Annotated in this window: 22 protein-coding genes; 15 read left to right on the forward strand and 7 right to left on the reverse strand. The window is 73.4% G+C overall.

Annotated features, from left to right (window positions below; translation table 11 throughout):
• Positions 1-43 precede the first annotated feature (43 nt).
• The 4 genes from ACQP2H_RS13305 to ACQP2H_RS13320 all read left to right on the forward strand — a co-directional run bounded on the left by ACQP2H_RS13305 (position 44) and on the right by ACQP2H_RS13320 (position 5,930).
• The gene (locus ACQP2H_RS13305; RefSeq protein ID WP_219461083.1) at positions 44-1,162 is read left to right on the forward strand and encodes a Vms1/Ankzf1 family peptidyl-tRNA hydrolase; all 1,119 of its coding nucleotides are present in this window, start codon (positions 44-46) and stop codon (positions 1,160-1,162) included.
• Positions 1,155-2,918: a thiamine pyrophosphate-binding protein gene (locus tag ACQP2H_RS13310; protein WP_219461088.1), complete on the forward strand. Its 1,764-nt coding sequence runs from the start codon at positions 1,155-1,157 to the stop codon at positions 2,916-2,918. Before ACQP2H_RS13305 ends, ACQP2H_RS13310 begins: the two co-directional genes overlap by 8 nt.
• Positions 2,919-3,052: 134 nt before the next feature.
• Entirely contained in the window at positions 3,053-4,456 is a 1,404-nt protein-coding gene (locus tag ACQP2H_RS13315; protein WP_363819600.1) for a hypothetical protein, read from the forward strand.
• Positions 4,457-4,790: 334 nt separating this feature from the next.
• On the forward strand, positions 4,791-5,930 hold the full coding sequence (locus ACQP2H_RS13320; RefSeq protein WP_357533815.1) for a SigB/SigF/SigG family RNA polymerase sigma factor: 1,140 nt from the start codon (positions 4,791-4,793) through the stop codon (positions 5,928-5,930).
• 77 nt (positions 5,931-6,007) lie between these two features.
• On the opposite strand, the gene ctaD is transcribed toward ACQP2H_RS13320, so the two are convergent.
• From ctaD to ACQP2H_RS13340, 4 genes are all read right to left on the reverse strand, one after another.
• Entirely contained in the window at positions 6,008-8,014 is a 2,007-nt protein-coding gene (gene ctaD, locus ACQP2H_RS13325) for an aa3-type cytochrome oxidase subunit I (RefSeq protein ID WP_433233014.1), read from the reverse strand.
• An 89-nt stretch (positions 8,015-8,103) separates the two neighbouring features.
• Complete coding sequence (locus ACQP2H_RS13330) at positions 8,104-8,832, reverse strand: ATP-binding protein (protein WP_433233016.1); 729 nt, start codon at positions 8,830-8,832, stop codon at positions 8,104-8,106.
• Between the two features lie 112 nt (positions 8,833-8,944).
• Entirely contained in the window at positions 8,945-10,102 is a 1,158-nt protein-coding gene (locus tag ACQP2H_RS13335) for a glycosyltransferase (RefSeq protein ID WP_219461098.1), read from the reverse strand.
• Positions 10,103-10,202: 100 nt separating this feature from the next.
• Positions 10,203-11,183, reverse strand: a complete 981-nt coding sequence (locus ACQP2H_RS13340) for a glucosyl-3-phosphoglycerate synthase (protein ID WP_308290700.1) — start codon at positions 11,181-11,183, stop codon at positions 10,203-10,205.
• A gap of 252 nt (positions 11,184-11,435) precedes the next feature.
• Between ACQP2H_RS13340 and ACQP2H_RS13345 the strand changes: the two genes are divergently transcribed.
• Together ACQP2H_RS13345 and ACQP2H_RS13350 are read left to right on the forward strand one after the other, a co-directional pair.
• A complete protein-coding gene (locus ACQP2H_RS13345) occupies positions 11,436-12,470 on the forward strand; it encodes a Gfo/Idh/MocA family protein (RefSeq protein ID WP_433233019.1) in 1,035 nt (344 codons plus the stop codon).
• A complete protein-coding gene (locus ACQP2H_RS13350) occupies positions 12,463-13,551 on the forward strand; it encodes a zinc-binding dehydrogenase (protein WP_219461106.1) in 1,089 nt (362 codons plus the stop codon). Before ACQP2H_RS13345 ends, ACQP2H_RS13350 begins: the two co-directional genes overlap by 8 nt.
• Positions 13,552-13,617: 66 nt before the next feature.
• Here ACQP2H_RS13350 and ACQP2H_RS13355 read toward each other — a convergent pair whose 3' ends face one another.
• Both ACQP2H_RS13355 and ACQP2H_RS13360 read right to left on the reverse strand, forming a co-directional pair.
• Positions 13,618-15,450, reverse strand: coding sequence for a KedN5 family methylcobalamin-dependent radical SAM C-methyltransferase (locus tag ACQP2H_RS13355; protein ID WP_433233021.1), 1,833 nt, complete (start codon positions 15,448-15,450; stop codon positions 13,618-13,620).
• 86 nt (positions 15,451-15,536) lie between these two features.
• Positions 15,537-16,145 (reverse strand): LysE/ArgO family amino acid transporter, encoded by a 609-nt coding sequence (locus tag ACQP2H_RS13360; RefSeq protein ID WP_208566302.1) that lies wholly within the window; start codon positions 16,143-16,145, stop codon positions 15,537-15,539.
• A gap of 650 nt (positions 16,146-16,795) precedes the next feature.
• Between ACQP2H_RS13360 and secA2 the strand changes: the two genes are divergently transcribed.
• From secA2 to ACQP2H_RS13380, 4 genes are all read left to right on the forward strand, one after another.
• On the forward strand, positions 16,796-19,087 hold the full coding sequence (secA2, locus tag ACQP2H_RS13365; RefSeq protein WP_433233024.1) for an accessory Sec system translocase SecA2: 2,292 nt from the start codon (positions 16,796-16,798) through the stop codon (positions 19,085-19,087).
• A gap of 176 nt (positions 19,088-19,263) precedes the next feature.
• Entirely contained in the window at positions 19,264-20,004 is a 741-nt protein-coding gene (locus ACQP2H_RS13370) for a GAF and ANTAR domain-containing protein (protein ID WP_219461117.1), read from the forward strand.
• A 257-nt stretch (positions 20,005-20,261) separates the two neighbouring features.
• A complete protein-coding gene (locus ACQP2H_RS13375) occupies positions 20,262-20,723 on the forward strand; it encodes a DUF2231 domain-containing protein (RefSeq protein WP_433233026.1) in 462 nt (153 codons plus the stop codon).
• Positions 20,724-20,824: 101 nt separating this feature from the next.
• Entirely contained in the window at positions 20,825-21,586 is a 762-nt protein-coding gene (locus ACQP2H_RS13380) for a class I SAM-dependent methyltransferase (protein ID WP_219461124.1), read from the forward strand.
• A 160-nt stretch (positions 21,587-21,746) separates the two neighbouring features.
• On the opposite strand, the gene ACQP2H_RS13385 is transcribed toward ACQP2H_RS13380, so the two are convergent.
• Positions 21,747-22,139 (reverse strand): ankyrin repeat domain-containing protein, encoded by a 393-nt coding sequence (locus tag ACQP2H_RS13385; RefSeq protein ID WP_208566297.1) that lies wholly within the window; start codon positions 22,137-22,139, stop codon positions 21,747-21,749.
• Between the two features lie 179 nt (positions 22,140-22,318).
• On the opposite strand from ACQP2H_RS13385, the gene ACQP2H_RS13390 reads away from it, so the two are divergent.
• From ACQP2H_RS13390 to ACQP2H_RS13410, 5 genes are all read left to right on the forward strand, one after another.
• A complete protein-coding gene (locus ACQP2H_RS13390; protein WP_433233029.1) occupies positions 22,319-22,771 on the forward strand; it encodes a cysteine dioxygenase in 453 nt (150 codons plus the stop codon).
• A 96-nt stretch (positions 22,772-22,867) separates the two neighbouring features.
• Positions 22,868-23,359, forward strand: a complete 492-nt coding sequence (locus ACQP2H_RS13395; protein WP_208566295.1) for a rhodanese-like domain-containing protein — start codon at positions 22,868-22,870, stop codon at positions 23,357-23,359.
• 51 nt (positions 23,360-23,410) lie between these two features.
• Positions 23,411-24,001 (forward strand): winged helix-turn-helix domain-containing protein, encoded by a 591-nt coding sequence (locus tag ACQP2H_RS13400; RefSeq protein ID WP_219461132.1) that lies wholly within the window; start codon positions 23,411-23,413, stop codon positions 23,999-24,001.
• 282 nt (positions 24,002-24,283) lie between these two features.
• On the forward strand, positions 24,284-24,892 hold the full coding sequence (locus ACQP2H_RS13405) for a winged helix-turn-helix domain-containing protein (RefSeq protein ID WP_219461137.1): 609 nt from the start codon (positions 24,284-24,286) through the stop codon (positions 24,890-24,892).
• Positions 24,893-24,916: 24 nt separating this feature from the next.
• Positions 24,917-25,585 (forward strand): uridine kinase, encoded by a 669-nt coding sequence (locus tag ACQP2H_RS13410; protein WP_219461142.1) that lies wholly within the window; start codon positions 24,917-24,919, stop codon positions 25,583-25,585.
• Positions 25,586-25,643 lie beyond the last annotated feature (58 nt).

Here is a 25,643-nt window from a genome sequence, read left to right on the forward strand (position 1 = left end):
GCAGCCCGGGTAAGCGGGCGGCCGAGCCGGAAAGGGGTCGAGCATGCAGCTGTCCTTCCTGCGCCCGCTCTATGACCGTCCCGGGCCGTGGTGCTCGGTCTACCTGGACGCCTCCCGGGACACCCAGGACGCGCGTCCGGCGTTGGACCTACGCTGGCGGGCCCTTGCCGAACAACTCGCCGCCGACGGCGCCGACGAGCCGACCATCGCGGCCCTGGACCGGGTGGTCCGGGGTCACGACCCGATGCCCGGCGACTACGGGCTGGCCGCGTTCGCCAGTCGGGGCCGGGTGGTGCTGTCCGAGTACCTCGCCGCGCCACCACTGCGCGACCTGGCCGCGTACACGCCGCTGCCGCACGTGATGCCCCTGCTGGCGCAACGCGGGGAACAGGTGGCCTGGGTGCGGGTCCTCGCCGACCGCACCGGCGCGGACGCGGTCGCGGTCAGCGCCGGTGGGGTGCCCCGACGGGCCCACGTCAGCGGCCGGCAGACCTACCCGCTGCGCCGGGTGCAACCCGGCGGCTGGTCCCAGTCCCGCTACCAGCGGGCCGCGATGGAAGCCTGGCACCACAACGCCGGGGACGCCGCCGCGGCCACCGCCGAACTGGCCGACCGGGTCGGCGCGGACGTGGTGGTCGTCGCCGGGGACATCCGGGCCACCGGGATGATCACCGCGCAGCTGCCGGCCCGCTGGCAGGACGTGGTGGTGCGCACCGACGCCGGCTCCCGGGCCGGTGGCGCCGACCCGGCCGCGATGGACGACGTCACCGTGCAGACCATCGCCGAGGTCGCCGACCAGCACGTCACCGCCGCGCTGGACCGGTTCGGCACCCAGGAGGACGTCGGTGCGGGGCTGGCCGCCGTGGTGGCCGCCCTGCAACGCAACCAGGTCGACACGATGCTGCTCGTCGACGACCCGTCGGCCGTCGGTGAGCTGTGGATCGGACCCCGCCCGACCGACATCGCCACCGCACCCGGCCAGCTCGCCGCCGTGTCCGACCCGCAACGGGTCCGCGCCGACGCGGCACTGGTCCGGGCGTTGGTCGGCACGGACGCGGACCTGACCGTCCTCGGGCCGGACGAGGCCCCCGAACTGGCCGACGGGATCGGTGCGGTGCTGCGCTACGTCGACCCGGCCACGCCGGGACGCGACCATGGCTGACCGTACGGTCGCGCAGCTGGTGGTGGACCGGTTGCGGGCCTGGCGGGTGCCCCGCGCCTTCGGCTGCCCGGGGGACGCGATCGCCCCGGTGGTCGAGGCACTGGACACCGCGGGCGGGGACCCGGAGTTCGTCCCCGCCCGGCATGAGGAGGCCGCCGCCTTCATGGCGACCGGGCACGCCAAGTTCACCGGCGGCATCGGGGTCTGCCTGGCCACCCAGGGCCCCAGCGCGGTGCACCTGCTCAACGGTCTGTACGACGCGAAACTGGACAGCCGGCCGGTGGTGGCGATCCTCGGGGAGGACGTCACCGGACCGCTCGGTGAGGTGCACGAGGAGATCGGGCTGAGCCGGCTCTTCGGCGACGTCTGCCACCAGTTCGTCCGCTACGGCCGTACCCCGGCCCAGGTGCCGGCCCTGCTCGACCAGGCGTTGCGCACCGCCGCGGCGACCCGCAGCCCGACCTGCGTGGTGCTGCCCCGCGCGTTGCAGGTCGCCGTGGTGCCGGACCTGCAACCGGACACGGTGGGGGTGCTCAACGCGACGCCGGGCGAACCGCTGGCCCGGGTGCTGCCCCACCAGGCGGACCTGGACGCCGCCGCGGCGCTGCTCAGCGTCGGAGCGCGGGTGGCGATCCTGGTCGGGCAGGGCGCCCGGGGTGCCGCCGGGCAGATCGCGGCGCTGGCCGACCGGTTGGGTGCCGGCGTCGCCAGCTCACTGCCGGGCAAGCCGGTGCTCGACGAGCGGCTGCCGTTCCACACCGGGGTGCTCGGTGCGGTCGGCACCACCGCCGCCGCCCAGCTGATGGGTGGCGCGGACACCCTGCTGCTGGTGGGCACCAACGACCCGTGGACCGACTACCTCCCGATGCCCGGTCAGGCCCGCACCATCCAGATCGACATCGACGGGCGACGGATCGGCAGCCGGTACCCGGTGGACGTGCCGCTGGTCGGCGATGCCACCGAAACCCTGCGCGCGCTGCTGGCCCAGGTCGCCGACCGGCCCCACCGGCAGTGGCGGGCCACCGTCTCCGGCTCCGTCGAGCGGTGGCGCGCGGAGGCCGCCGCCCGCGCCGCCGAACCGGCCGAACCGGTCAACCCGCAGCTGGTGCTGCACGAGCTGTCCACCCGGTTGCCCCGCACCGGGTCGGTCGCCGTGGACGTCGGTTCGGTGCTCTACTGGTACGCCCGCCACCTGGAACTGCCGCCCGGGGTCGACGCGCAGCTCTGCGGCGCACTCGGCTCGCCGGGCTGCGCCGTGCCGTACGCGCTCGCCGCGAAACTGGAGCGCCCGGACGAGCCGGTGATCGCCTTGCTCGGTGACGGCGCGATGCAGCTCAACGGGCTGGCCGAGCTGATCACCGTGGCCCACCGCTGGCAGGGGTGGGCCGATCCCCGGCTGGTGGTGCTGGTGCTCAACGACCGTGACCAGCGCGGTCTGGACCACCGCGGGTGGGTGCCGGGCGTGGCCGGGCGGCGGGCCGACGTGCCGTACGCCGGTTGGGCCCGGCTGCTCGGGCTGCACGGTGTCCGGGTGGACCGGCCGGAGCTGGTCGGCGCGGCCTGGGACGAGGCGCTCGCCGCCGACCGCCCGTGCGTGCTGGAGGCGGTGGTGGACCCGGGCGTGCCGCTGCGGGTGCCGGAACCGGCCCTGGCCGACCTGCGGGGCCTGTTCGCCGACGGCGACGCCGCCCGACGCGTCCGGGACCGGATGATGTCGGCCGAGCGATCGGTCGTCGAGGCCGAGGACCTCGTCTAGCACCGTCGTCGCCGGTGCACCCCCGGGGTCGGGGATTGCGCCCGACGGGGCGGGATGCCCCGTTTAGACCCCAGAGGGAGGGGAAGCCGGGCTGCGTGGTGAGTGATCGAGGCGGGGTGGAGCCGGCGTCGGTGGTGCCGGCGGGACCGACGGCCCAGGGTGCGGGGCTGGCCGGCGACCGGGTCGTGGCGGTGGGCAGCCCCGCGCGGGTGCTGGTGGCCGCCGCCGCCCGGGCCCTGCGCGGGGTGGACTGCGCCGACCTGGGCCAGCCGAGCCCGCCGTCACGGTTCACCCCCGCGCCGGAGCCGGTGCGGGGGGCCGTCGCCGGGCGGGTCGCCGGCAAGCTGGCGCTCACCGCCGCACAGGCCGGCGAGGTGGACGGGGAACGGGTGGCCCGGTGGATCGTCGACCAGTACCCCCGGGAACGGTATCCGGCGCTGGTGCTGGGCTCCCCGCACGCCGCCGCGGTGCACCTGGCCGTGGCGCTCGGGGTGCCCTGGCTGCCCACCGGGTTCGAGATGACCGCGCACTGGACGCGCGGCGCGGTGGACCGGCCCGGTGCCGCCCTGGACCAGGGTGCCGCGTTCGCCGCCCGGGTCCTCGCCGGCAACCCCGACCTGCACGTCCGCCAGGTGCACTGCCCGGCGAGCCGGGGCACGCTGGCCGGCGTCGCGATCAGCCTGGTGGCCCGGTGGCGGGCGTTGCCGGTGGCGTACGCCCGGTTCCTGGCCGACCGGCTGACGCCCCGGGCGGTGCTGCTGCTGGTCGGTGACGGCCGTCGGTGGCCGGTGTCGGACTCCGGGCAGGGGCACAGCTTCCAGCTCGGCTCCCCGGCCAGCGGGCTGGAACCGGTGGACTTCCACACCGACTCACCCACCCTGCGTCAGGTGCTGCGGGCGGTCGGCGGGACCGGGCAGGGCTGGGAGCCACCGGCGGTCACCGCCGCCCGCGAGCCCGCCGAGCACGGGGTGGAACCGGGCTTCACCCGCACGCTGGACCACTGGGCCCGCAGCCGGGGGCACGAGCTGCGTCAGGTGCAGACGCCGCACCCCGGGGCGCTCAGCGCGGCGACCGCCGACCTGTACCGCCGGTGGCTGCGTCGGGCCGGCAAGACCGGCGACCGGTTGGTGGTCGAGTGCGGCCGGCTGTTCGACCCGTGGCAGGTGGTACGGGCGGGACTGGTGCCGTACTGGTGTGAGAACGCGACCCGACGCAGCGTCGAGGAGGTGGAGTGGTGGCTCGCCGGCAGCGAGCCGTTCAGCTCGGTGGACGTGCTGCCCGAGTCGCCGGGGATGCGCTCACCGGCGCTGGCCGGGCTGCCGCAGTGGCTGGCGGTGGCGGCGTTCGGCCGTCGTCGCCGGGCCCTGGACCGCACCGCCGCCCGCGGCTACCCGGTCGCCTCGGTGGCCACCCGGCGGGCCACCGAGGTGCTGCGCGGTCAGCCGTACGACCTGCCGACGCCGCCGCCGCTGAGCGTGGCCGACGCGTTGGCCGGGCTCCGGGACGCGGGTGCCCCGCTGGGGTTGGCCGTGTCCTGACCGGCCTGCCCGTCCGGCACCGACACCGCCCGCTCCGGCGGGCGACGGGCAGCCGGTAACCCGGAAAGGGGACGCCGGGGGTGTCCGCGCCGTCGGGCCGGACCGGGCACACCGAAACATCCTCGCGAACCCGGGGCCGCGTGGTTGAGTACCTGGGGAGCGGGAAGACCGCTCGCCGCGACGGTGCGATCACGCCGGGTGGCGACCGGTCATCGCCTCCGCGCGTCCGGCGATCCCGGCGCGGCACGTGACCCCACTTCCGACCCGGTGCGTGGTGCCACCACGCGCACGACCGGCTCGATCCGGGCGGGGGACCTTCCTGAGGGAGGCGCGGATGTTCGGACAGACCACCACGACCACACCACCTCCGACCGAACGGGGTCTGGAGGATCTGGACGCCGCCGCGCTGGCGTACGCCGCGCGGATCGCCGGCCTGCCACCGGAGCGTCGGGGCGAGGCCCGCGAGGACCTGGTCCGGTTCGCCCTGCCGTTCGCCGGCCGGCTGGCCCGCCGCTACCGGGGGCGGGGCGAGCCGTTGGAGGACCTGGAGCAGGTGGCCCGGCTCGGCCTGGTCAACGCCGTCGACCGGTACGACCCCGAGCGGGGTTCGTTCACGGCGTACGCGGCGATCACCATCGTCGGTGAGATCAAGCGGCACTTCCGGGACCGCACCTGGGGGGTGCACGTGCCCCGGCGGTTGCGCGACCTGATCCTGGAGGTCGGGCAGGCCACGTCGGCGCTGACCAGCGAACTGTCCCGCGCGCCGAGCGTGGCCGAGCTGGCGGCCCGGCTGGAGACGCCGGAGGAGGAGATCCTCGCCGCCCTGGAGTCGGCGGCCGGCTACAGCCCCGCCTCGCTCAACGCGCCGGTCGGCGGGGAGAGTTCCGCCGAGTTCGGTGACCTCGTCGGCGAGTCGGACAACGCGTTGGAGTCGGTGGACGACCGGGTGACGGTCAGCGGGCTGCTGCACCGGCTGCCCTGGCGGGAACGGCGCATCCTGGCGATGCGCTTCTACGGCAACCAGACCCAGGCCGAGATCGCCGCCCGGTTCGGCATCTCCCAGATGCACGTGTCTCGGCTGCTGTCGCGGGCGTTGACCTGGCTGCGTCAGGCGATGCTCGCCGACACCCCGCCGCCCTGGCAGAACGGCACCGCCGAGACGGAGACCGGCCGGAACCGGATCGCGGTCAGACGCACCACGGAGCGGACGGTGGTCGAGGTCGGGGGAGAGATCGACCGCGACGGCGCGGACCAGTTGCGCCGGACGATGCTGGAGGCGGTCGCCGGGCAGCCCCGCGAGCTGGTGGTGGACCTGGACGGAGCGGGCGGGGTCGACGCCGGTGGCATCGCCGCGCTGGTGGCCGGCCGGGACGCCGCCATCCGGACCGGGGTGCCGCTGCGGCTGACCCGGGCCCAGCCGGCGGTACGGCGGTCGCTGGCCGCCGCCGGCCTGCCCGCCACCGTGGACGCCTGACCCCGGCTCCGGCCGGCGCAGGACGAACGTCGGGCCGGCCCCCCCGAACGGGGTGCCGGCCCGACGGCCGTTGCGGGTCAGCGCCGTCCGGGGTCGTCGTCGTCCGTGCCGTGCGGGTGCCGCCACCGCTCGGGGGTGTCGGGGTTCGCACCGCCGGGGCCGCCGTCGTCCGGGGCGTCGGAGTGCGCGAAGCCGGGACGGCGGACGTCCTCCGGTTCGGGCACCTCCACCGGGCGGGCGCCGGACTGCGGGGCGGGTTGGTACTCCACCGCCTCCCGGGCCCCGTGCGCGCCCTCGGCCGCCGGTGACTCGGGGACGTGCCGCTCGTGGTGCAGCTCGTCGTGCAGGTGCTGCGGTGGCCGGGTGGTGCGTTGCGGCAGGTCCCGGCCGAGGTCGGCGACGAGGGGGCCGTACTTGGCGTCGAAGGCGGGCCGCTCGGAGCGGATCCGGGGCATCCGGTCGAAGTTGCGCAACGGGGGCGGGCAGGTGGTGGCCCATTCCAGGGAGTTGCCGAAACCCCACGGGTCGTCCACCGTCACCAGCGCGCCGTAGCGCCAGGACTTCCACACGTTGTAGAGGAAGAACAGGGTGGACGCGCCGAGCACGAACGACCCGACCGTGGAGATCATGTTGAGCGTGGTGAAGCCGTCGTCGGGCAGGTAGTCGGCGTACCGGCGGGGCATCCCCTCGTCGCCCAGCCAGTGCTGCACCAGGAAGGTGGCGTGGAAGCCGATGAACATGGTCCAGAAGTGCAGCTTGCCGAGCCGTTCGTCGAGCAGCCGGCCGGTCATCTTGGGAAACCAGAAGTAGACCCCGCCGAACGCGGCGAACACGATGGTGCCGAACAGCACGTAGTGGAAGTGCGCCACCACGAAGTACGAGTCGGTGACGTGGAAGTCCACCGGCGGGCTGGCCAGCAGCACCCCGGTCAGGCCGCCGAGCAGGAAGGTGACCAGGAATCCGACGGCGAACAGCATCGGCGTCTCGAAGGTGAGCTGCCCCTTCCACATGGTGCCGATCCAGTTGAAGAACTTCACCCCGGTGGGCACCGCGATCAGGTAGCTGAGGAAGCTGAAGAACGGCAGCAGCACCTGGCCGGTGGCGAACATGTGGTGCGCCCAGACGGTCATCGACAGCACGGTGATCGCGACGGTGGCCAGCACCAGGCCGGTGTAGCCGAAGATCGGTTTGCGGCTGAAGACCGGGATGATCTCGGTGATGATGCCGAAGAACGGCAACGCCACGATGTAGACCTCGGGGTGGCCGAAGAACCAGAACAGGTGCTGCCACAGCATCGGCCCGCCGGTCGCCGGGTCGTAGACGTGGGCGTCGAGCAGCCGGTCCGCGCCCAGCGCCAGCAGCGCGGCGGCCAGCAGCGGGAAGACCAGGATCACCAGGACGGCGGTGAGCAGCATGTTCCACGTGAAGATCGGCATCCGGAACATGGTCATGCCGGGCGCGCGCAGGGTCAGCGTGGTGGTGATCAGGTTGACCGCGCCCAGGATGGTGCCCAGGCCGGAGACGACCAGGCCGACCACCCACAGGTTCCCCCCGATGCCGGGGGAGTGCGTCGCGTCGCTGAGCGGGTTGTACGCCGTCCAGCCGAAGTCGGCCGCACCACCGGGGGTGAGGTAGCCGCCGACGACCATCGTGCCGCCGAACAGGTACAGCCAGTACGCGAACGCGTTGAGCCGGGGGAACGCCACGTCCGGTGCGCCGATCTGCAACGGGACGATGTAGTTGCCGAAGGCGAACACCAGTGGGGTGGCGAAGAGCAGCAGCATGATCGTGCCGTGCATGGTGAACGCCTGGTTGTACTGCTCGGGGGAGAGGAACTGCATCCCGGGCCGGGCCAGCTCGGCCCGGATGAGCAGGGCGAGCACGCCGCCGATCAGGAAGAACACGAACGACGTGGCCAGGTAGAGCAGGCCGATCTGCTTGGCGTCGGTGGTGCCGAGCAGCCGCAGCAGCTTGTTCCCGGGCAGTGCCGGGCGGACCGGTCCGGGGAAGCCACCGAACCGGGCCGGGGCGAGGATCGCCGGGCCGCGGTCTCGGGCGGGTTCCGTGGTTACCCGTCTGGGCATGGCTCTCTCACCCCGTCGTGACGACAGAAAGGACGGGCGCGACTACCCGTCCCTCCGCCCATGTAACCAGGCGAGAGAGGGAATTTCGGTCAATTCGCGGGCAGGAGTGCCCAAACCACTTTGCCGTCGGCCAGCGGGGAACTGCCCCAGCGCTGCGCCATGTCCCGGATCAGCAGCAAACCCCGGCCGCCCTCGGCGGTCACGTCCGGGCTGGCCGCGCGCGCCACCGCCCGGCTGCCGTCGGCGACCGCCACCCGCAGGTACGGCTGGTGCAGGGTCAACGTGATCCGCATCGGGGTGTGGGCGTGCCGCACCACGTTGCCGACCAGCTCACTGAGCACCAGCGACGCCGGTTCCACCAGGTGCGGGACGTTCCACCGGGCGCAGGCGTCACCGACCAGCTCACGGGCCCGCCGGCAGGCCCCCGCCACCGGATCCAACCGGACCCGCAACCGGGGTGCGGCCCTCGCCCCGGCCAGCCGGGTCGCCTCGGCGCAGTCCTGCCGTACCGGCACCACCCGGCAGGTGGTGGAGGTGGACAGCCAGGCGGCGGCGTCCGGCGGGGGGGAGCAGAGCACCACCGGCACGGCCGGCCAGTCCGCGGCCTGCCGGGCGGTGGCGGCGAAGACCGACAGCGCCAACCGGTCGGCGACGGTCACCCCGCCCAGGTCGACCACCAACGCGTCCGGCAGCGTGGCCAGGCAGCGGTCCAGCACGGTGTGTACGGCGCGCATGGTGCCCAGGTCGAGTGCGCCCGCGAGGCGTACGACGGTCACGGGTGACTCGTCGTGGACCTCGCAGGTGATCCGGCTGGCCATCGGCCCCTCGATTCCGCTCGCGGTGCTGGGCAGAACTGCCAGGTACCCGCGGTCCCGGGGAACGAAACCGGGCCCGGACCGAGGACGGGCCGGACCCGGTCGGGTCGGTGGTTCAGGCGGCCTGGAGCTGCGGCTTGCGGGCCCCGGCGCGGACCGTCTCGTAGAGCGTGACGTACCGCTGCGCCATCACCGCCGGGGTGAACCGCTCGGCGGCCTCCCGCCGGCACTCGTCCGGATCGAGCCGGCGTGCCGCCAGCAGCAGCTCACCCAGCTCCTCCTCGTCGTCGGTGAGCAGGCCGGTCCGCCCGTGCGCGATCAGCTCGGGCAGGCAACCCCGACCGGTCGCCACCACCGGCGTGCCCAACGCCAGCGACTCCACCACGGCGGTCCCGCCGGGTTCCTCCCAGCGCAGCGGGAACAGTGACGCCCGCGCCCCGGCCAGCAGGTCGTCGCGCTCCCGGCCGGCCACCGTGCCCACCCAGCGGACCAGGTCACCGTCGACGTGCGGGGCGACCTGGTCGTAGAAGAACCGCACGTCCGGGTTCTGCCGGGCCTCCTCGCCCGCCGCGGCCAGGTCCGCCGGCCGGTGGTACGGCCCGACCGGGCCGGCGAGCACCAGCGGCACCCCGGTGCGCCGGGCCAGCCGGGCGCCGACGTCCTGGCCCTTGCCCGGGTTGATCCGGCCGAGAATGATCGTGTAGTCACCCTTGGCCGGCCGGGGCGCCCGGTCGGCGTGCACGGCCAGCGGGGTGGACAGGTGCACGTGCCCGACCGAGTGCGCCCGCAGCGCCCGGGGTGCGCGGGCCAGTTGGGCGGCGGAGACCCCGTTGACCCGGACCCGCGCCCCGGCGTCGAGGTTGCCGTACAGCTCGGGGTGCTTGGCGAGGTCCCAGTGCAGGGTGTGCAGCACCGGTGGGGCGGCCGGCCCCATCGCCGCGAGGGTGGCCAGCCCGACGGCTTCCACGTGGTCGTGCACCAGGTCGATGTCGTCGCGGCCGTGTACCTGCCGGACCACCCCGGCCAGGTGCGCCTGGGACACCCCGCACACCTGGTTGTAGGGCCGTTGCAACGCCGCGAACTGCCCGTCGTCGTAGACCGAGAACCTCTCGTCCACCGGCAGGGTGCTCGACCCCACCGAGGCCAGCACCACCTTCACCCCGAGCCGACGCAGCTCCGGCACCAGGGTGGCGATGACGTTCTCGATGCCGCCGTAGCCGGGTGGGGGCACGGACAGCCAGGGGCCGGCGTTCATCAGCACGGTGAGACTCATGATCGGGGAATCCTCTCGGGACGGTGGGAGTCCCGGGCGGGTGTCGACCCCGCGCGTCGGGTGGCACTGCCGGTGTCGCGTCGGAGGGTCCGCCGCGTCGTCACGCGGCCACCCGCCGGCGCGGCAGCCGGGGCCGCAGCTCGGCCAGGGGTGGACGTTCCTGCACCGAGACGTCGTTGACGACGATCTCCCGGTCGAGATTCGGCAGCGCCTCCGAGCCGCCCCGACGGAACTGGGTCAGCAGCGCTCCCGGGCTGGTGCCCGGGGCGGCCCAACCGCGCCGCTGCAACCGCGTCCAGGCGGTGTGCATGATCTGCGCGGACATCCGGCCCAGGGCCGCGGTGTCCTGGTGCCGGTGCTTGCGCTCGCCCAGGTCGACCTGGGCCAGCGCGTCCAGGCCGACCAGTTCCAGCAGATCGATCAGCATGGCCGTCTCGACCCCGTAACCGGTGACGAACGGCACCCGCTCCAGCACCTCGCGCCGGCCGGCGTACTCGCCCGCCAGGGGCTGCACGAAGCCGGCGAGCTCCGGCCAGAACAGGTTCAGCAGCGGCCGGGCCATCAGCTCCGTCACCCGTCCGCCGCCGTCGGTCTCGACGCTGGTCGTGCCGACCAGGGGCCGGTGGTAGAAGCCCTTCACGAACTCCACCGACGGATCGACCAGCAGCGGACCGATCAGGCCGGTCACGAAGTGCGGCCGGAACTCCCGCAGATCGGCGTCGATGAACGCGACGACGTCGCCCTCGGCGGCGGCCAGGCCGGCCCAGAGCGCGTCACCCTTGCCGGTCAGCCGGGGCAGCCCCCGGGTCATCTCGTCCTGACCGACCACCTCAGCGCCGGCGGCCCGGGCCACCTGTGCGGTCCGGTCGGTCGACCGGGAGTCGACCACGATCAGCTCGTCGACCAGGGGAACCCGGTCCATCAGGTGTTCCCGGATCGTCGCGACGATCGCCCCGACGGTGGCTTCCTCGTTGCGGGCGGGCAGCACAACGCTGACCCGGTTCTCTCCCTTCGCCCGCATCAGCCGTCGCGTGGGCCAGTCCTGCGCCGACGTCGTTCGATAGGTGGCCCACGCCTCCACGACAGGAGAGACGATCGGTGTTGTATCCCGCACTGGCAAACCCCCAGATCCATGGCGGAAAACCCGGATGTGGTTTTCCCACCCCCGCACAACCGCTAACCGGATAATCCCTAACAGCTTGATCACGTCGGTTCCACCGGCCGGTTCCCGGCAGGTGAACGCTGTGTTGCGCGACGACCCCGGGGTTTCGCCCCGGCCCATCGGGGGGAGTGCTGACGGCGTTGGTCATGACCGCGTCGAGAGGGCCGAAGAATGCGTACGTGCCGGGTGGGGCTGGTCGGGGCCGGCGGGGTGGCGCAACGCCACGCCCGCGTGCTGGGGAGTTTCGCCGACGTGGAGTTGCTCGGCGTCACCGACGTGGCCCGGGACGCGGCGACGGAACTGGCCGCCGCGCACTCCGCGCACGTCTTCGCCGACGTCGACGAACTGCTGGCCGCCGGCCCGGACGCCGTCTACGTCTGCGTGCCCCCGTTCGCCCACGGGCCGGTGGAGGAAGCCGTGATCGCAGCCGGGGTGCCGATGTTCGTGGAGAAACCGGTCGCCGCCGACCTGGACACCGCCGAGCGGATCGCCGCCCTGGTCCAGGAGAAGCAGCTGCTCACCGCCGTCGGACACCACTGGCGTCACCTGCACGTGGTGCAGCGGGCCCGGCAACTGCTCGCCGACCGTCCGGTACGGATGGTCAACGGAGCCTGGCTGGACAAGGTGCCCCCGGTGTCCTGGTGGGCGGTGCGGGACCGCTCCGGTGGCCCGGTCGTCGAGCAGGCCGCCCACGTGCTGGACCTGATCCGCGTGCTGGCCGGTGAGGCCGTCGAGGTGACCGCGTACGGCGACGGCAACCCGCCGCCGGTCGACGACGCCGACATCGACGCGGTGACCGCTGCCACGCTGCGCTTCGCCTCCGGGGCGGTGGGCACCCTCGCCGCCGCCTGCGTGCTCGGCTGGAAACACCGCGCCGGCCTGGAGATCCTCGCCGACGGGCTGGCCCTGTCCCTGGCCGAGGACGGCCTGACGATCCGCGACGCCGACGGGGAACGCCACCTGGCGGCCGACCCGGACGACGCCCGGGTCGCCGTCGACCGGGCCTTCGTCGACGCGGTCACCGGCGTCGGCGACGACATCCGGGTGCCGTACGCGGAGGCGTTGCGCACCCAGCGACTGGCGGTCGCGGTCGCGCAGAGCGCCCGCACCGGTCGCCCCGTCACCCTGCCCACCGGCCCGGCCGCCCTGACGTCGGTGGCCGGCGGCGTGCCGGCGAGGCCCGCGGGGGCGACCGTCGATGCGTGACACGGTGGTGGTGGTCAGCGGACCGGGACGGGTCGAGCTGGCCGAGCAGGAGGCCGGTGAGCTGCGCGACGGCACCATCCGGGTGCGGACCCGCTACAGCGGCATCTCCGCCGGCACCGAGCTGAGCTTCGTCAAGGGCACCAACCCCTACCTCAACGTCACCTTCGACACCGGCCTCGGCCTGTTCCGGCCCGGAACGGCCAGCACCCCGTACCCGGTCACCCGGCTCGGCTACATGCAGGTCGCCGAGGTGGTGCAGAGCCGTACCCCGGCGATCGCCGTCGGCACCGTCGGTGCGATGACCTACGGCCACCGCACCGGGTACGTCGCCGACCCGCTGGCCGAACGGTTCGTGCCGCTGCCCGACGACCTCGATCCGCTGCTCGGCGTCTACGTGGCCCACATGGGCCCGATCTGCGCCAACGGGCTGCTGCACGCCGCCGCCGACCTGTATGGCACCGATGTCCGCTCGCTCGGCGACGGGGTGCGCGGCCGACGGGTCGCGGTGGTCGGCGGTGGGGTGGTCGCCCTGCTCACCGCCCTGTTCGCCAGGCAGCACGGTGCCGCCTCGGTGGTGGTGGTCGACCCGACGCCGCAGCGCCGCCAGGTCGCCGAGGCGCTCGGCCTGCAGACCCTGGACCCGGACGCCGACGACCCCGCCGTGGTGCTCAAGACCCGGTGGCATCACAGCGCCGGGGACCGGGGCGCCGACGTGGTGTTCCAGTGCCGGGGTCAGGACTGGGCGCTGCACCTGGCGCTGCGCCTGCTGCGCCCCCAGGGCACCGTGATCGACCTGGCGTTCTACCAGGGCGGCGCGGACGCCGTCCGGCTCGGTGAGGAGTTCCACCACAACGGGCTGTCGCTGCGCTGCGCACAGATCGGCCGGGTGCCCCGGGGTCTCGCCCCCACCTGGGACCGGGAACGCCTCTCCGCCGAGACGATCGACCTGCTGCGCCGGTACGGCGACCTGATCCGCACCCATCTGATCTCGGCCGTGGTCCCGTTCGCGCAGGGACCCGCCCTCCTCACCGAGCTGGCCGAACGCCGTCGCCAGGAACTCCAGGTGGTGCTCACCGGCTGACCGGCACCGCACCGGGGGCCGGTCGCGTGCGATGGGCCGGCCACCGCACGCGACCGGTACCGCAGGTCACCGCGCGGCGGCGGTCACCTGCGGCACGGCCCGGGCGAAATAGTGCGCCCCGGTCTCGTGGTTGTCCAGGTGCTGGTAGAACCCGCGTGTGCTGCGGAACTCGTACGTCGTCACCGCGGCGCGCGGGGCGGTCAGGTCCCCGTCGGCCAGGGCGGCGAGCACCTCTGCGACCGGCATGGGGAAGGTGACCGGGTCACTGGCGTACTCCTCGCCGTCGACCCGCCAGCCGGCCGGCCGGGTGGCGCCCGGTGGCTGGTAGACCGGGCGGCTCCAGCGCTCGAAGCGGTACAGCTCCCGGCCGAACTCGGCCCAGTCGGCCGGGAAGCGGCTGACCACGGCGTCGTTCCACCACCGTTCGATCTGCTCGTCGAGCGCCGGCTCGCTGTAGAGCATCCGGTGCCCCGCCGCCACGGCCGGCGACTCGGCGATGATCGGGAAGCTCTCCCGGAACGCCACCACCGCCGGGTGGGCCGACGCCTCGATGAAGTCCCGCAGACTGTTGATCACCTGGCTCTGGGTGAGCCCGGCGAGTAGGCGGGCCGGTCGCCACAGCCGCCGGAAGTACTGGTTCTCGCCGAGGATGCGGGCCAGGTACATGAAGCGTTGCATGGCGAAGTTCTCGGCCAGGGTCGAGGTGCGGTTGGCCAGCACGTACTCGAAGTCGTCGTGCTGGCCCCGGACAGTCACGAACCCGTGGAGCTGGCGCTGCTCGCTGTAGCCCGTGTTCGGCAGCAGCAGCAACGGGTAGACCGCGATCCGGGGGACCTTCTCGGCGAGGCGGTCGTAGCCGTCGAAGAACGAGGCGGTGGTCTCACCGGGCGCTCCCCAGATCAACTCGACGAACGCCTCCATCTTCTCCTGGGCCAGCCAGTCGGCGAGCGCCTCCCACTGGTTGAGCTTCATGTTGCGCCGCTGCATGTCGCCCAGCGCCTCGTCGGACAGCGTCTGGAGGGCGAGCGTGAACGAACTCTTGAACCCCCGGTCCCGCAGGGTACGCACGATGCGGTGGAACCGCTCGGACTTGTTCTTGGCCCAGTTGGCCTCCAGCGCCGTCGGGAAGCCGTACCGGGCGTTGGTGCTCAGCAGGTCCTCGGTGAACTCCTCGTCGGCCTCCAACATGCCGAAGTTGGCGTCGCAGAGGAAGACCGTGGGCACCTGGTGGAAGCCGAACAGGTCGAGTTCCTCGGCGAGGCGTTCCCGGGAGAACGAGCGCACCCGCTGCCCGGTAGCCCCGCCCCAGTAGCAGAACGAGCACTTGTACGGGCAGCCCCGGTTGGTCTCCAGCAACGCGAACTCGTACGGGAACGCTCCGTTGCGGTCGACCAGGGGGATGGCTCCGGTGAGGAACGGCGAGGGGATCACGTCGAGGTTCTCGATCCGTGGCCGGTCCTCGGTGGTGTGGCAGGCCCCGTCCGGGTCCCGGTAGGAGACCCCGGCCACGGTGTCGAGCGCCGGGTCACCGGGGCGGGCGAGGATCGCGGCGGTCAGGTCACGGAAGGTGAGTTCCCCTTCCCCGTTGACCACCACGTCGACCGCGGGGTGTTCGCGGAACACCCGGGGCCCCTGGTGGCTGACGTGGTTGCCGCCGAAGACCACGGTGCCGCCCGGCTTCAGCTGCTTGTAGAGGTCGGCCAGGCAGGCGAAGTTCCGGTAGTTCCAACCAAGCACCGAGAACGCGAGAATGTCCGGCGGCTCACTGGCGAATATCCTTCGGGCCATTTCGGTGATCGACCAGCCGCCGCGCAGGTTGTGGATCTGCACGTCGGTCTCGGAACCGAGGTCGGGATCGGCGTCGAGGATCGCCTTGAGATATCCCGCCGCCAGTGGCATGGAATCGATGGGCAGGTCCCATGCGCTTTGTTGCACCAATCCGATCTTGAACATGGTGCGGTGTCTCCGTTCGCGAATAGGAGGGACTAACCGCGTACCGCTTCGATGGCGAACAGTGCTGCGAACAGGAGCAGCAGCGAACCGGAGAGCCAATCGATCCATTGCCGACGCTGCGGGGTCAACCAGCGCCGCAGGGAGGATGCCGCGGAGGTGAGGACGATGAACCACACCCAGGAGGCGCTGACCGTGCCGGCGGCGAACACCGGTCGGTCGTCCGGGGTCTGGGTGGCGATGGCGACGCCGAGTACACCCACCACGTCGAGCACCGAGTGGGGGTTGAGCACCGAGACCGAGGCACACCGGGCCACCACCCGGGTCCAGGGCAGACCACCCGTGGCCAGGGCGTCCGGCCCGCGGGTGCTGGTGCGGAAGCACTGCACCCCGAGGTAGCTCAGGAAGCCGACCCCGACGACGAGCAGCACCGTCTTGAGGCCGGGGACGCTCTGCAGCACCGCCGAGGCGCCGGCGCCGCCCAGGACGATGAGGACGGTGTCGCAGACGCCCGCGGCACCGACCGCCACCCAGGCCCGTGGCATGCCCACGCTGAAGCCCTGGTTGATGAGGAAGATGTTCTGTGGACCGATCGGCGTAATCATGGCCAGCCCGAGCAACAGGCCGGCGAAGAAGATGTCCATACTCCTACCCGTAGCCCCCCGGCGGAATAGTGAGAGTAATGATCGTAGCGGTTCGGGTGCGGCGAATCGCCAACCGTCTTCGGCGTGCCGCACCGGGGTTGCTCGACCGCCCGTCGCGGGCATTTGACAGCGGATCCAGCGGAAGTCGGGATGGCATTCTCCTCCCCCTGGGATGCCTGCCCGGGAGCAACAGCAGTCAATGTACCGGGTGTCCGCCAGCACCCGCGCCCCCGACGCCGGATAATTGCGGCACCCGTGGTGGCGGCCGGCGTCCGGATCGCGTCGCCCCGGCGGTTGTGCGGTGGCGGTGAGGCGAACTGACCTGCGACTACGGAGGGCTATGGGAGCTTCGCCCCCCGTCGCCGTGGGCCCGCCGTCCGCCGCCGAATCCGCCGCTCACACGTCCCATAAAGTGGGAATTGTGGATCGGGGGTGCTCCGGCCACCGAGCCCCCGCCCGGCGGGCCGGACCGGCCCCCCGGATCGACGCCCGCCAGTCCACCGCGTCGGTCGCCGCCGGTCGGCCGGTGGCCACCCGGACCCGCCGGCACCCGCGTTGACCTGCCCGCACGGGTGGGGAACGGGACACCGGGCCCGCGTCGGGCCAACCGGGCAGCCTTTTCCGCGCTGGTTCGCGTACCGTTGCCGCTCATGGGTGTGTCGCAACGGTTGAAGAGCAGGTTCCGCCGGTTCCTCCAGCGCCCCGGGACGACGGTCGACCTGGCTCCGCTGGAGAAGCTGCTGCCGCGGATCGCCGCGCGCGAGGATGACCTGTCGGCGCTCGACGACGACGCGCTGACCGTGGCCGCCGGTGCGGCCACGGAGTACGCCGAGATCTGTGCCGTCGGCCGCGAGGCCGCCCGCCGGGGCCTCGACCAGCGGCCGTACGACGTGCAGCTGCTCGGCGCGATGGCGCTGCTGTCCGGCAAGGTCGCCGAGATGGCCACCGGTGAGGGCAAGACGCTCACCGCCACCATCGCCGCCTACGGGCACGTCCGGCTGGGCAACGGGCCGGTGCACGTGCTCACCGTCAACGACTACCTGGCCCGCCGGGACGCCGAGTGGATGACGCCGGTCTACCGGCTGCTCGGGCTGAGCGTGGGCTGGGTCAACGAGGCCTCCACCCCGACCGAGCGGCGGGCCGCGTACGGCTGCGACGTCACCTACGTCTCGGTCAGCGAGGCCGGGTTCGACTTCCTGCGCGACCAGCTCGTCACCGACATCGCCGACCGGGTCCAGCCGCCGCTGGCCACCGCGATCGTCGACGAGGCCGACTCGATCCTGATCGACGAGGCCCGGGTGCCGATGGTGCTGGCCGGCTCGACCACCGGCGAGCAGGACCCGGTGCACGCCTCCGCCGCACTCGTGCGCGGCCTGCGCAGGGGCCGGCACTACACGGTCGCCGAGGACGGCCGCAGCGTCGCCTTCACCACCGAGGGCCTGGCCGCCGTCGAGGCCAAGCTGGGCGGCATCGACCTGTACGACACCGAGCACGTCGGCCAGCTCTCCGCGGTGAACGTGGCGCTGCACGCGCACGCCCTGCTGCACCGCGACGTCGACTACATCGTCCGTGACGGTTCGGTGGAGCTGATCGACGAGATGCGCGGCCGGGTCGCCCAGCGCCGCCGCTGGCCCGACGGCCTCCAGGCCGCCGTGGAGGCGAAGGAGGGACTGGACGCCACCGCCGAGGGCGAGGTGCTGGGCACCATCGCCGTGCAGGCGTACATCGCGCGCTACCCCAAGCTGTGCGGCATGACGGCGACCGCGGTGCTGGTCGGCGACCAGCTCCGCGAGTTCTTCGGCCTCGAGGTGGCGGTGATCCCGCCGAACACCCCCTGCGTCCGCGAGGACGAGCCGGACCGGATCTACGCGACCCGGGCGGAGAAGGAGGAGGCGCTGATCGACGAGATCCGGCGCTGCCACGAGGCGGGCCGCCCGGTGCTGGTCGGCACCCTCGACGTCAAGGAGTCCGAGGGGCTCGCCGCCGGCCTGCACGCCGCCGGGGTGCCGTGCGTGGTGCTCAACGCCAAGAACGACGACGAGGAGGCGGCGATCATCGCCGAGGCCGGCGCGTACGGCGCGGTGACCGTCTCCACCCAGATGGCCGGCCGGGGCGTGGACATCCGGCTCGGCGGCAGCGAGCAGGTCGACCAGGAGCGGGTGGCCGAACTCGGCGGCCTCTACGTGATCGGCAGCGGCCGGCACGACAGCCGTCGGGTCGACGACCAGCTGCGTGGTCGGGCCGGCCGGCAGGGTGACCCGGGCGGTTCGGTCTTCTTCACCAGCCTGGAGGACGACCTGGTCGTGCGGCACGCCGGCGACACCATCCCGGCCTCGCCCCGGATGAACGCCGACGGCCTGGTCACCGACGAGCAGGTCGACTACGCGGTGGAGCACGCCCAGCGGGTCGCCGAGGGCGTCAACCACGAGATCCACCGCAACACCTGGCGCTACAGCGTCGTCATCGAGCAGCAGCGCATCGCCCTGGCCGAGCGCCGGGAGCGGCTGCTCACCTCGGACGTGGCCGCGCTGATGCTGCTCGACCGGATGCCCGACAAGGCCGGGGAGATGGACGAGGACCTGCTGGCCCGGGTGGCCCGCTCCATCGCGCTCTACCACACCGACCGGCTCTGGGCGGAGCACCTGGCCGAGTTGTCCGAGGTTCGCGAGGGCGTGCACCTGCGGGCGCTGGGCCGGCTCGACCCGCTCGACGAGTTCCACCGGGCGGCGGTGCCGGCGTTCACCAACCTCATCCCCGAGATCGAGACGCGGACCCTGGCGACCTTCGAGGAGACCGAGTTCGCCGAGGATTGGGAGCCGGACGCCGCCAAGCTGGTGCGGCCCAGCGCGACCTGGACGTACCTGGTGCACGACAACCCGTTCGGCTCGGAGCTGGACCGGTTGATCGCCTCGGTCGGTCGTCGGCTCGCCGCCGTCCGCTGAGCGGCCCGGGAACCCCTCCGGTGCGAAACGCGCCGGAGGGGTTCCTTTACGCGGTTTCGATCCGGTTTTGCCAGGGTAGTAGCCCGGGGCCCACGACTCGGGGGAGAGATCATCACGATGACACAGGCAACGACGCCGGTGCCGGGCGGCAGCTGTACGACGGAGCCCGTGGGCCGGTGAACCTGGACATGCGGGAGCTGACCATCGACACGCTCGGGGTACTGGAGACGGCCGCCCTGCTGCGGGAGCTGACCGCGGGGCTGATCGCGGTCGACGACTTCGACGAGGCGCTGACCGAGCTGGTCCGGATCGCCGCGGACGCCGTCCCGGGGGTGCTCTGGTGCGGTTTCACCGCGCTGCGGGCCGGTGAGCCCGCCGGGGTGGCCGCGTCGGACCCCCGGCTGGCCGAGCTGGACGACCTGGGGCACGGTGCGGAGTCACCAGCGATGAGCGCCATCCGCCGCCGCGAGATGATCATCGCGACGGATCTGACCGTCGAGGACCGGTGGGCGGCCTGGACCGACCGCGCCCGCCGGCTCGGCGTGCGTGGGGTGATCTCCGCCCCGGTGGACGTGGACGAGCGGGCGATCGGCTCGATCAACCTGTACGCCGGCCGGCACGGCACGCTGGGCACCCGGCACCAGCTCACCGCGATGCTGCTCGCCGAGCACGCGGGACTGCTGCTGGCCGCCGTACGGGACCGGGCCAGGCGGGCCGAGCGGGACAGCGAACGTGACGGCGCGCTGCTCGGGGAGAACGTCGTCGGCCAGGCCGTCGGGGTGATCATGACCCAGCGGGGCTGCCCGGCGCCGGAGGCCCTCGACGTGCTGCGCAGCGCGGCGTCCTCACTGGACATCCCGCTACGGGAGGTGGCCGAACGGCTGGTCACCACGGTCTCCCGCCCCCGCGAGTCCTGACGACCGGCCGGTTCGGTCGACCCGCTCGCCGGGGCCGACGTAGCAGTATCGACGTATGGCGATGCCGCCATGTCGCCGATGCTGATCCCGGTACGGCGTCAGCCGACGGTGTCGTTTCTCTCCGGACCCGCGAATCACGGCCCGACCGTTTCGTCGCAGCGGCGTGCGGGTAGCACCCTGGACCGGTGAGCTGAGCCGATCCCGGGGAGGAAACGATGGAGAGCCGCCTGAGGGTGCAGGGGCATCCCATCCAACCGATGCTCGTGACGTTCCCGTTCGGGCTCTTCGTCAGCGCCACCGTCTTCGACCTCGCCGACGTGGCCGGTGGTCCGGCCTTTCTCGGTGAGGTCGGCTACTGGACGGCGGTCGCCGCGCTGGTGGCCGCCGGGCTCGCCGCAGTGGCCGGCATGATCGACCTGTGGGACGTACGGCCGGGGCCGCACCGTCGCACCATGATCACCTTCAACATGGTCAACGCCGGCATGGCCGCGCTCTTCCTGCTGGCCTGCCTGATCCGGGCGGACGCCCCACAGCGTGGTGCGACCGGGGTGCTGCTGGTGACCGAGCTGGTGGCGCTGACGGTCGGTGCGGTCGGCGTCGGGCTCGGTGCCCGGCTGATGCGCCAGTTCGATTCCGGCCTCCCGGAGCCCACCGGCTTCGACGCCTTCGACGCCCTCCCCGCCGGCTCCACCGTCGAGATCGCCCGCCCCGCCCCCTGACCGCTGTCCCCGCCCCGGCAACGCGCCGGGCGGCGATCCGGGTGGGGTCCGGCGCGGACAATGGGGTTGCTGCTCGCGCCGGGGTGCCGCAGGGTGGGCGGATGGTCGGTCGGAGCTGTGCCGAGTTGATCGCCGAGGCGGCGGTGGCCCCCGTCGACGGCTGGGGGTTCGACTGGCTGGGCGGCCGGGCCACCGAGGAACGCCCACCGTGGGGTTACGCCCGCCTGTCGGCCGCCCGGATGGCGGCGGCCCAGTCGGCGTTGGACATCGACACCGGTGGTGGTGAGGTGCTCGCCGAGGTGCCGCAGCCGCCCCCGCTGCTGGTCGCCACCGAGGCGTGGCCGCCGAACGTCGCGGTCGCCCGGCGGACGCTGGAACGGCTCGACGGGCGGGTGGTGCAGGTCGACCCCGACGCGGGCCTGCCGTTCCGGGACGCCGCCTTCGACCTGGTGACCAGCCGGCACCCGGTGCACACCCCGTGGGCGGAGATCGCCCGGGTGCTGCGGCCCGGCGGCCACTACCTGTCCCAGCAGATCGGCGCCGGCACCATGCGCGAGCTGAGCGAGGCGGTGCTGGGGCCCCTGCCGCCGCCGGCCACCCGGCACACCGCCCAGGCGGTGGCCGCCGCCCGGGCCGCCGGCCTCGACGTGGTACGCCTCGAGCGGGCCGTCCTGCGGGTGGAGTTCCACGACGTCGGTGCCGTGGTCTGGTTCCTGCGTAAGGTGGTCTGGACCGTGCCGGACTTCGACGTCGAGCGGTACCGGCCGCAGTTGGAGCGGCTGCACGCGCGGATCCGGGCCGACGGTGTGTTCGTCGCCCACTCCCGCCGCTTTCTGATCGAGGCCGACAAGCCGGCCGGGTGACCCCGACCACGCCGACCGGTCGGGCGGAAGGTCCACTCCGGGGGGTCGCCGACGCGGTGTCCGCCTGCCAGGACACCGCACCGTCGACCGGGCCGAGTCGACCGGGCCCGGAGGCCGCCGCGCCCGTCGCGGCTGGCCGGTGTCCCCGCCGGAGCCGGGGTCAGCGGGTGGCGAGCAGGGTGAGCATCTCCGGCAGGTCGAAGAAGCGGGCCGTCTCCACCGCCGACGGGGTGCCGTGCTCCGGGTCGGCTCCGGCGTCGAGCAGGGCACGTACCGTCTCGGCGTCGCGCCGGAACACCGCTGCGGCGAGCGCCGTCTGCCCCCGGTCGTTGACCCGGGTGTGGTCCGCGCCCCGGGCCAGCAGCACCGCCACGGTCTGCGGGTGGGCGTGGTAGGCGGCCAGGATGAGCAGGGTGTCGCCCCTGTCGTTGGTCATGTTCACCGGTAGCCCGGCGTCGACGTGGCCGCCGAGTTCGGTGGCCTCGCCCAGCCGGGCCAGGTCGAACATGCGGTGGGCGAAGGCCAGCGTCTCGGCGTCCAACTCCTCGGTCACCGGTCCAGCCTAGAGGTCCGGGCGCGGGCGGGGGCGTGGTCGCCGGGTGCCCGCTGTCACCCGTCCGGATGCCGGAGCGGGCCGGCCCGTACCTCCTGTCCCAGCATGCGGTATTACCTACTAAACCTATAGGCTTTACAGCTTAGAGTGGTGCGGGACGTTTCACCACGGGAGTGACCATGACCAGCATCCACGCCGCCGACCTGCTCGCCGTCGCGGGCCGGTACACCGACCCCACCACCTGGGCGGTGCCGCTGTGCTTCGACCGCGCCGAGCGGTGGTACGCCCGGCTCGTCTCGGCCGACGACCACGAGGTCTGGGCGCTGAGCTGGCTGCCCGGTCAGGGCACCGACCTGCACGATCACGGTGGCTCCTCGGGCGCCTTCCTGGTCGTCGCCGGTGAGTTGACCGAACAGACGGTCTCCGGTGGACGGCTGCGCCCGCACCGGCTCGCTGCCGGGGCCGGGCGACGGTTCGGCCCCCGCCACGTGCACGTGGTGACCAACCGGGGCGACCGGCCCGCGGTCAGCGTGCACGTCTACCGGCCCGCACTGCGCCACATGACCCGGTACCACCTCGTCGACGGCCGGCTCCAGGTGGCCGAGGTCGCCCTCGCCGGCGTCTCCTGGTGACGCCCCCCCGCCGCCGCTGTCCCCGTCCCTGCCGCTGTCCCCGCCCCCGCCCCTGTTCCGCCCGCCCGTCGGCTCGCCCATGGAAGGACCGCGACGATGCCGCAGCACCTCACCCTCACCGAGAGTTGTCCGGCCCCGCCACCGGGTTCGCGTGGCATCGACGAGATCCTCGCCGAGGCCCGCACCCGCCTGCGCCGGCTCGACCCCGAGCAGGCGCACCTGGCCCACCGGGGCGGATCACTGATGGTCGACATCCGGCCGGCCGCCCAACGGGCCGCCCACGGCACCGTGCCGGGCGCTCTGGTGATCGAACGCAACGTGCTGGAGTGGCGGCTCGATCCACGCTGCCCGGCCCGGCTACCCGAGGCGGCTGGCTACGACCTGCCGGTGCTGGTGATCTGCCAGGAGGGCTACACCTCGTCGTTGGCCGCCGTCGCGTTGCAGGATCTCGGGCTGCACCGGGCCACCGACGTGGTCGGCGGATTCGTCGCCTGGCGGATCGCCGGACTGCCGACCCTGGGGCCGGCGCCGTCGCCCCGTACCCCCTCCCTCGCGCCGCCGGTGACCGCCGGCCGGACGCCGCACTGACCGTCGCGCCCCACCGGGCGTGGCGGACGCACCGCCACACAGGAGGCTCCCATGTCCCTCGTCACCCTCACCGCGCGTCCGCACCCACCGGGCCGCCCCGACCGGGTGGCGCCGGGTCGGCCCCGGTCCACGCCGTCGGTGACCATCACCCTGGACCTGGCCGCCGGGCCGCTGACGCCCCGGCTGGCCCGCCTGGTCGACCTGCTCGGCGAACTGGTCGAGACGGGGGAGGGGGCGGTCCGGCTCAGCGAGCCGACCGCCCCGCGCCTGCTGTCGTCGGTGCCGCCCCCGCGCCCGTCGCCGGCCACGATGGACCCCTCGCCGGCCGGTGACGACCCGCAGACCCTGCGGATCTTCGCCGGGACCCGGGTGGTGCGCCAGGGCGAGCGGGAGATCTCGCTCACCCGCATCGAGTTCGACCTGCTGCTCTTCCTCGCCGAGCACCCGCACCGGGTCTTCACCCGGCTCCAGCTGCTCGGCAGCGTCTGGGGGTACGAGCACGCCGTCGCCCGTACCGTGGACGTGCACGTCCGGCGGCTGCGCGCCAAGTTCGGCGTGGACACCCCGCTGGTGACCACCGTGTACGGAGTGGGTTACCGGCTCGCCGACGAGGCGAGGGTCCGGGTGGACCGCTTCCGCTGACCGTCGGACCCATTCGCGACGCACCCGGCTCAGCCGAGCGGGTGCGTCGCGTCGTCGTGGTGGTGCCCTGACGCGCAGGCACCCCCCGTTTTGGGACACGTCGGCGCTTCTGCTGTAATCATCTGGCTCGTACGCAGAGCGAGGGACCGGCTGCGAACTGTTCGTCAATTGTCACATTCATGCAACGCGGTCGCCCCTTGACCCCCGTCCAGGGGCCGGGAAGCATCGATGCAGCGGCGTCCCGGGCCGTGCGGAGTTACCCGGACCAGCCCAAGGAGGACCATGTCGGTCAGCCCCGCATCGTCGCGCGCCGGATGGCATACGTCCCAACCCTCGGTCCCGGGTCGACCCCCCGGCGGCCAGCGTCGGCCGGCCAACGGCGTGACCCCCGTGCTCACCGTGACCCTGTCGATCCCGCTGGCCAGCGAGGAGTCGCTGACCCCGCCGGCCCGCCGGCTGCTGGAGGCCGCCCGCGAGATGCTGGAACGCGGCGAGGGCACCATCACCACCACCGGCGTCCCCGCCGAGCGGCGACCCGACCAGGTCCCGGCCGGCCGGTCCCCGGGTCGGTCCCTCGCGGCCACCATCCCGATGCTGCACATCCTGGCCTCCTCCCGCTCGGTGCTGCGCGACGGCGAGCCGCTGCCGCTGACCCGACTGGAGTTCGACCTGTTGCTGCACCTGGTGGCCCACCCCCGTCGGGTGTTCACCCGGTTGCAACTGCTCAACGCCGTGTGGGGCTACGAGCATGCCGGGGTACGCACCGTGGACGTGCACGTCCGTCGGCTGCGCGGCAAGGTCGGCATCGACGTCCCGCTGGTGACCACGGTCTACGGGGTGGGCTACCGGCTCGCCGACGACGCCCGGGTCACCGTCGACCGCACCGGCTGAGGGCCCGCAGGGCACCATGGGGGGATGCGTGTCCGTCCGATCTCGCCCGACCGGCTCGTCGCCGAGTTGACCGAACGGCTCCTCACGGTCGCGTCCGCACCGGCCTCCGCCGGATCCGCTGCGCCGGCCCATCTACGGGTCGCGGTCGACGGCCCACCGGCTGCGGCTCCCGAGCGGCTCGCCGCCGCCCTGATCGACCCGCTGCGCGCCGGGGGTCGCCCGGCGGTGCACCTGCGTGCCGGGGACTTCCTCCGGCCCGCCTCGGTCCGCTACGAAACCGGCCGGACCAACCCCGACGCCTACTACGAGAGCTGGACCGACGAGGCCGGCCTGCGTCGGGAGGTGCTCGACCCGGCCGGCCCCGGTGGCACCGGGCGGGTGCTGCCCTCGCTGTGGGACGCGGCGGCCGACCGGGCCAGCCGGGCGGCCTACCGGGTCCTGTCCCCGGGTACGGTGCTGGTGGTCAGTGGGGCGTTCCTGCTCGGTGGGGGACTCCCGTTCGACGTCACCGTGCACCTGGTGCTCTCGCCGGGCGCGCTGGCCCGGCGCACCGAACCGGCGCAGCGGTGGACCCTCCCGGCCTTCGCCCGGTATGCCGACGAGGTCGCCCCGGCCTCCTTCGCCGACGTGGTGGTCCGGGTCGACGACCCCCGCCACCCGGCTTGGGTGCAGCGGGACGAGGCGACCGGCTGAGCCCTCGGCGTGGCTCGCGGGAGGCGGCGCTCACCGGACCGGGAAACCCGATGGTTTG

The organism is Micromonospora sp. CA-248260 (assembly GCF_050942205.1).
GTDB lineage: Bacteria > Actinomycetota > Actinomycetes > Mycobacteriales > Micromonosporaceae > Micromonospora > Micromonospora antibiotica.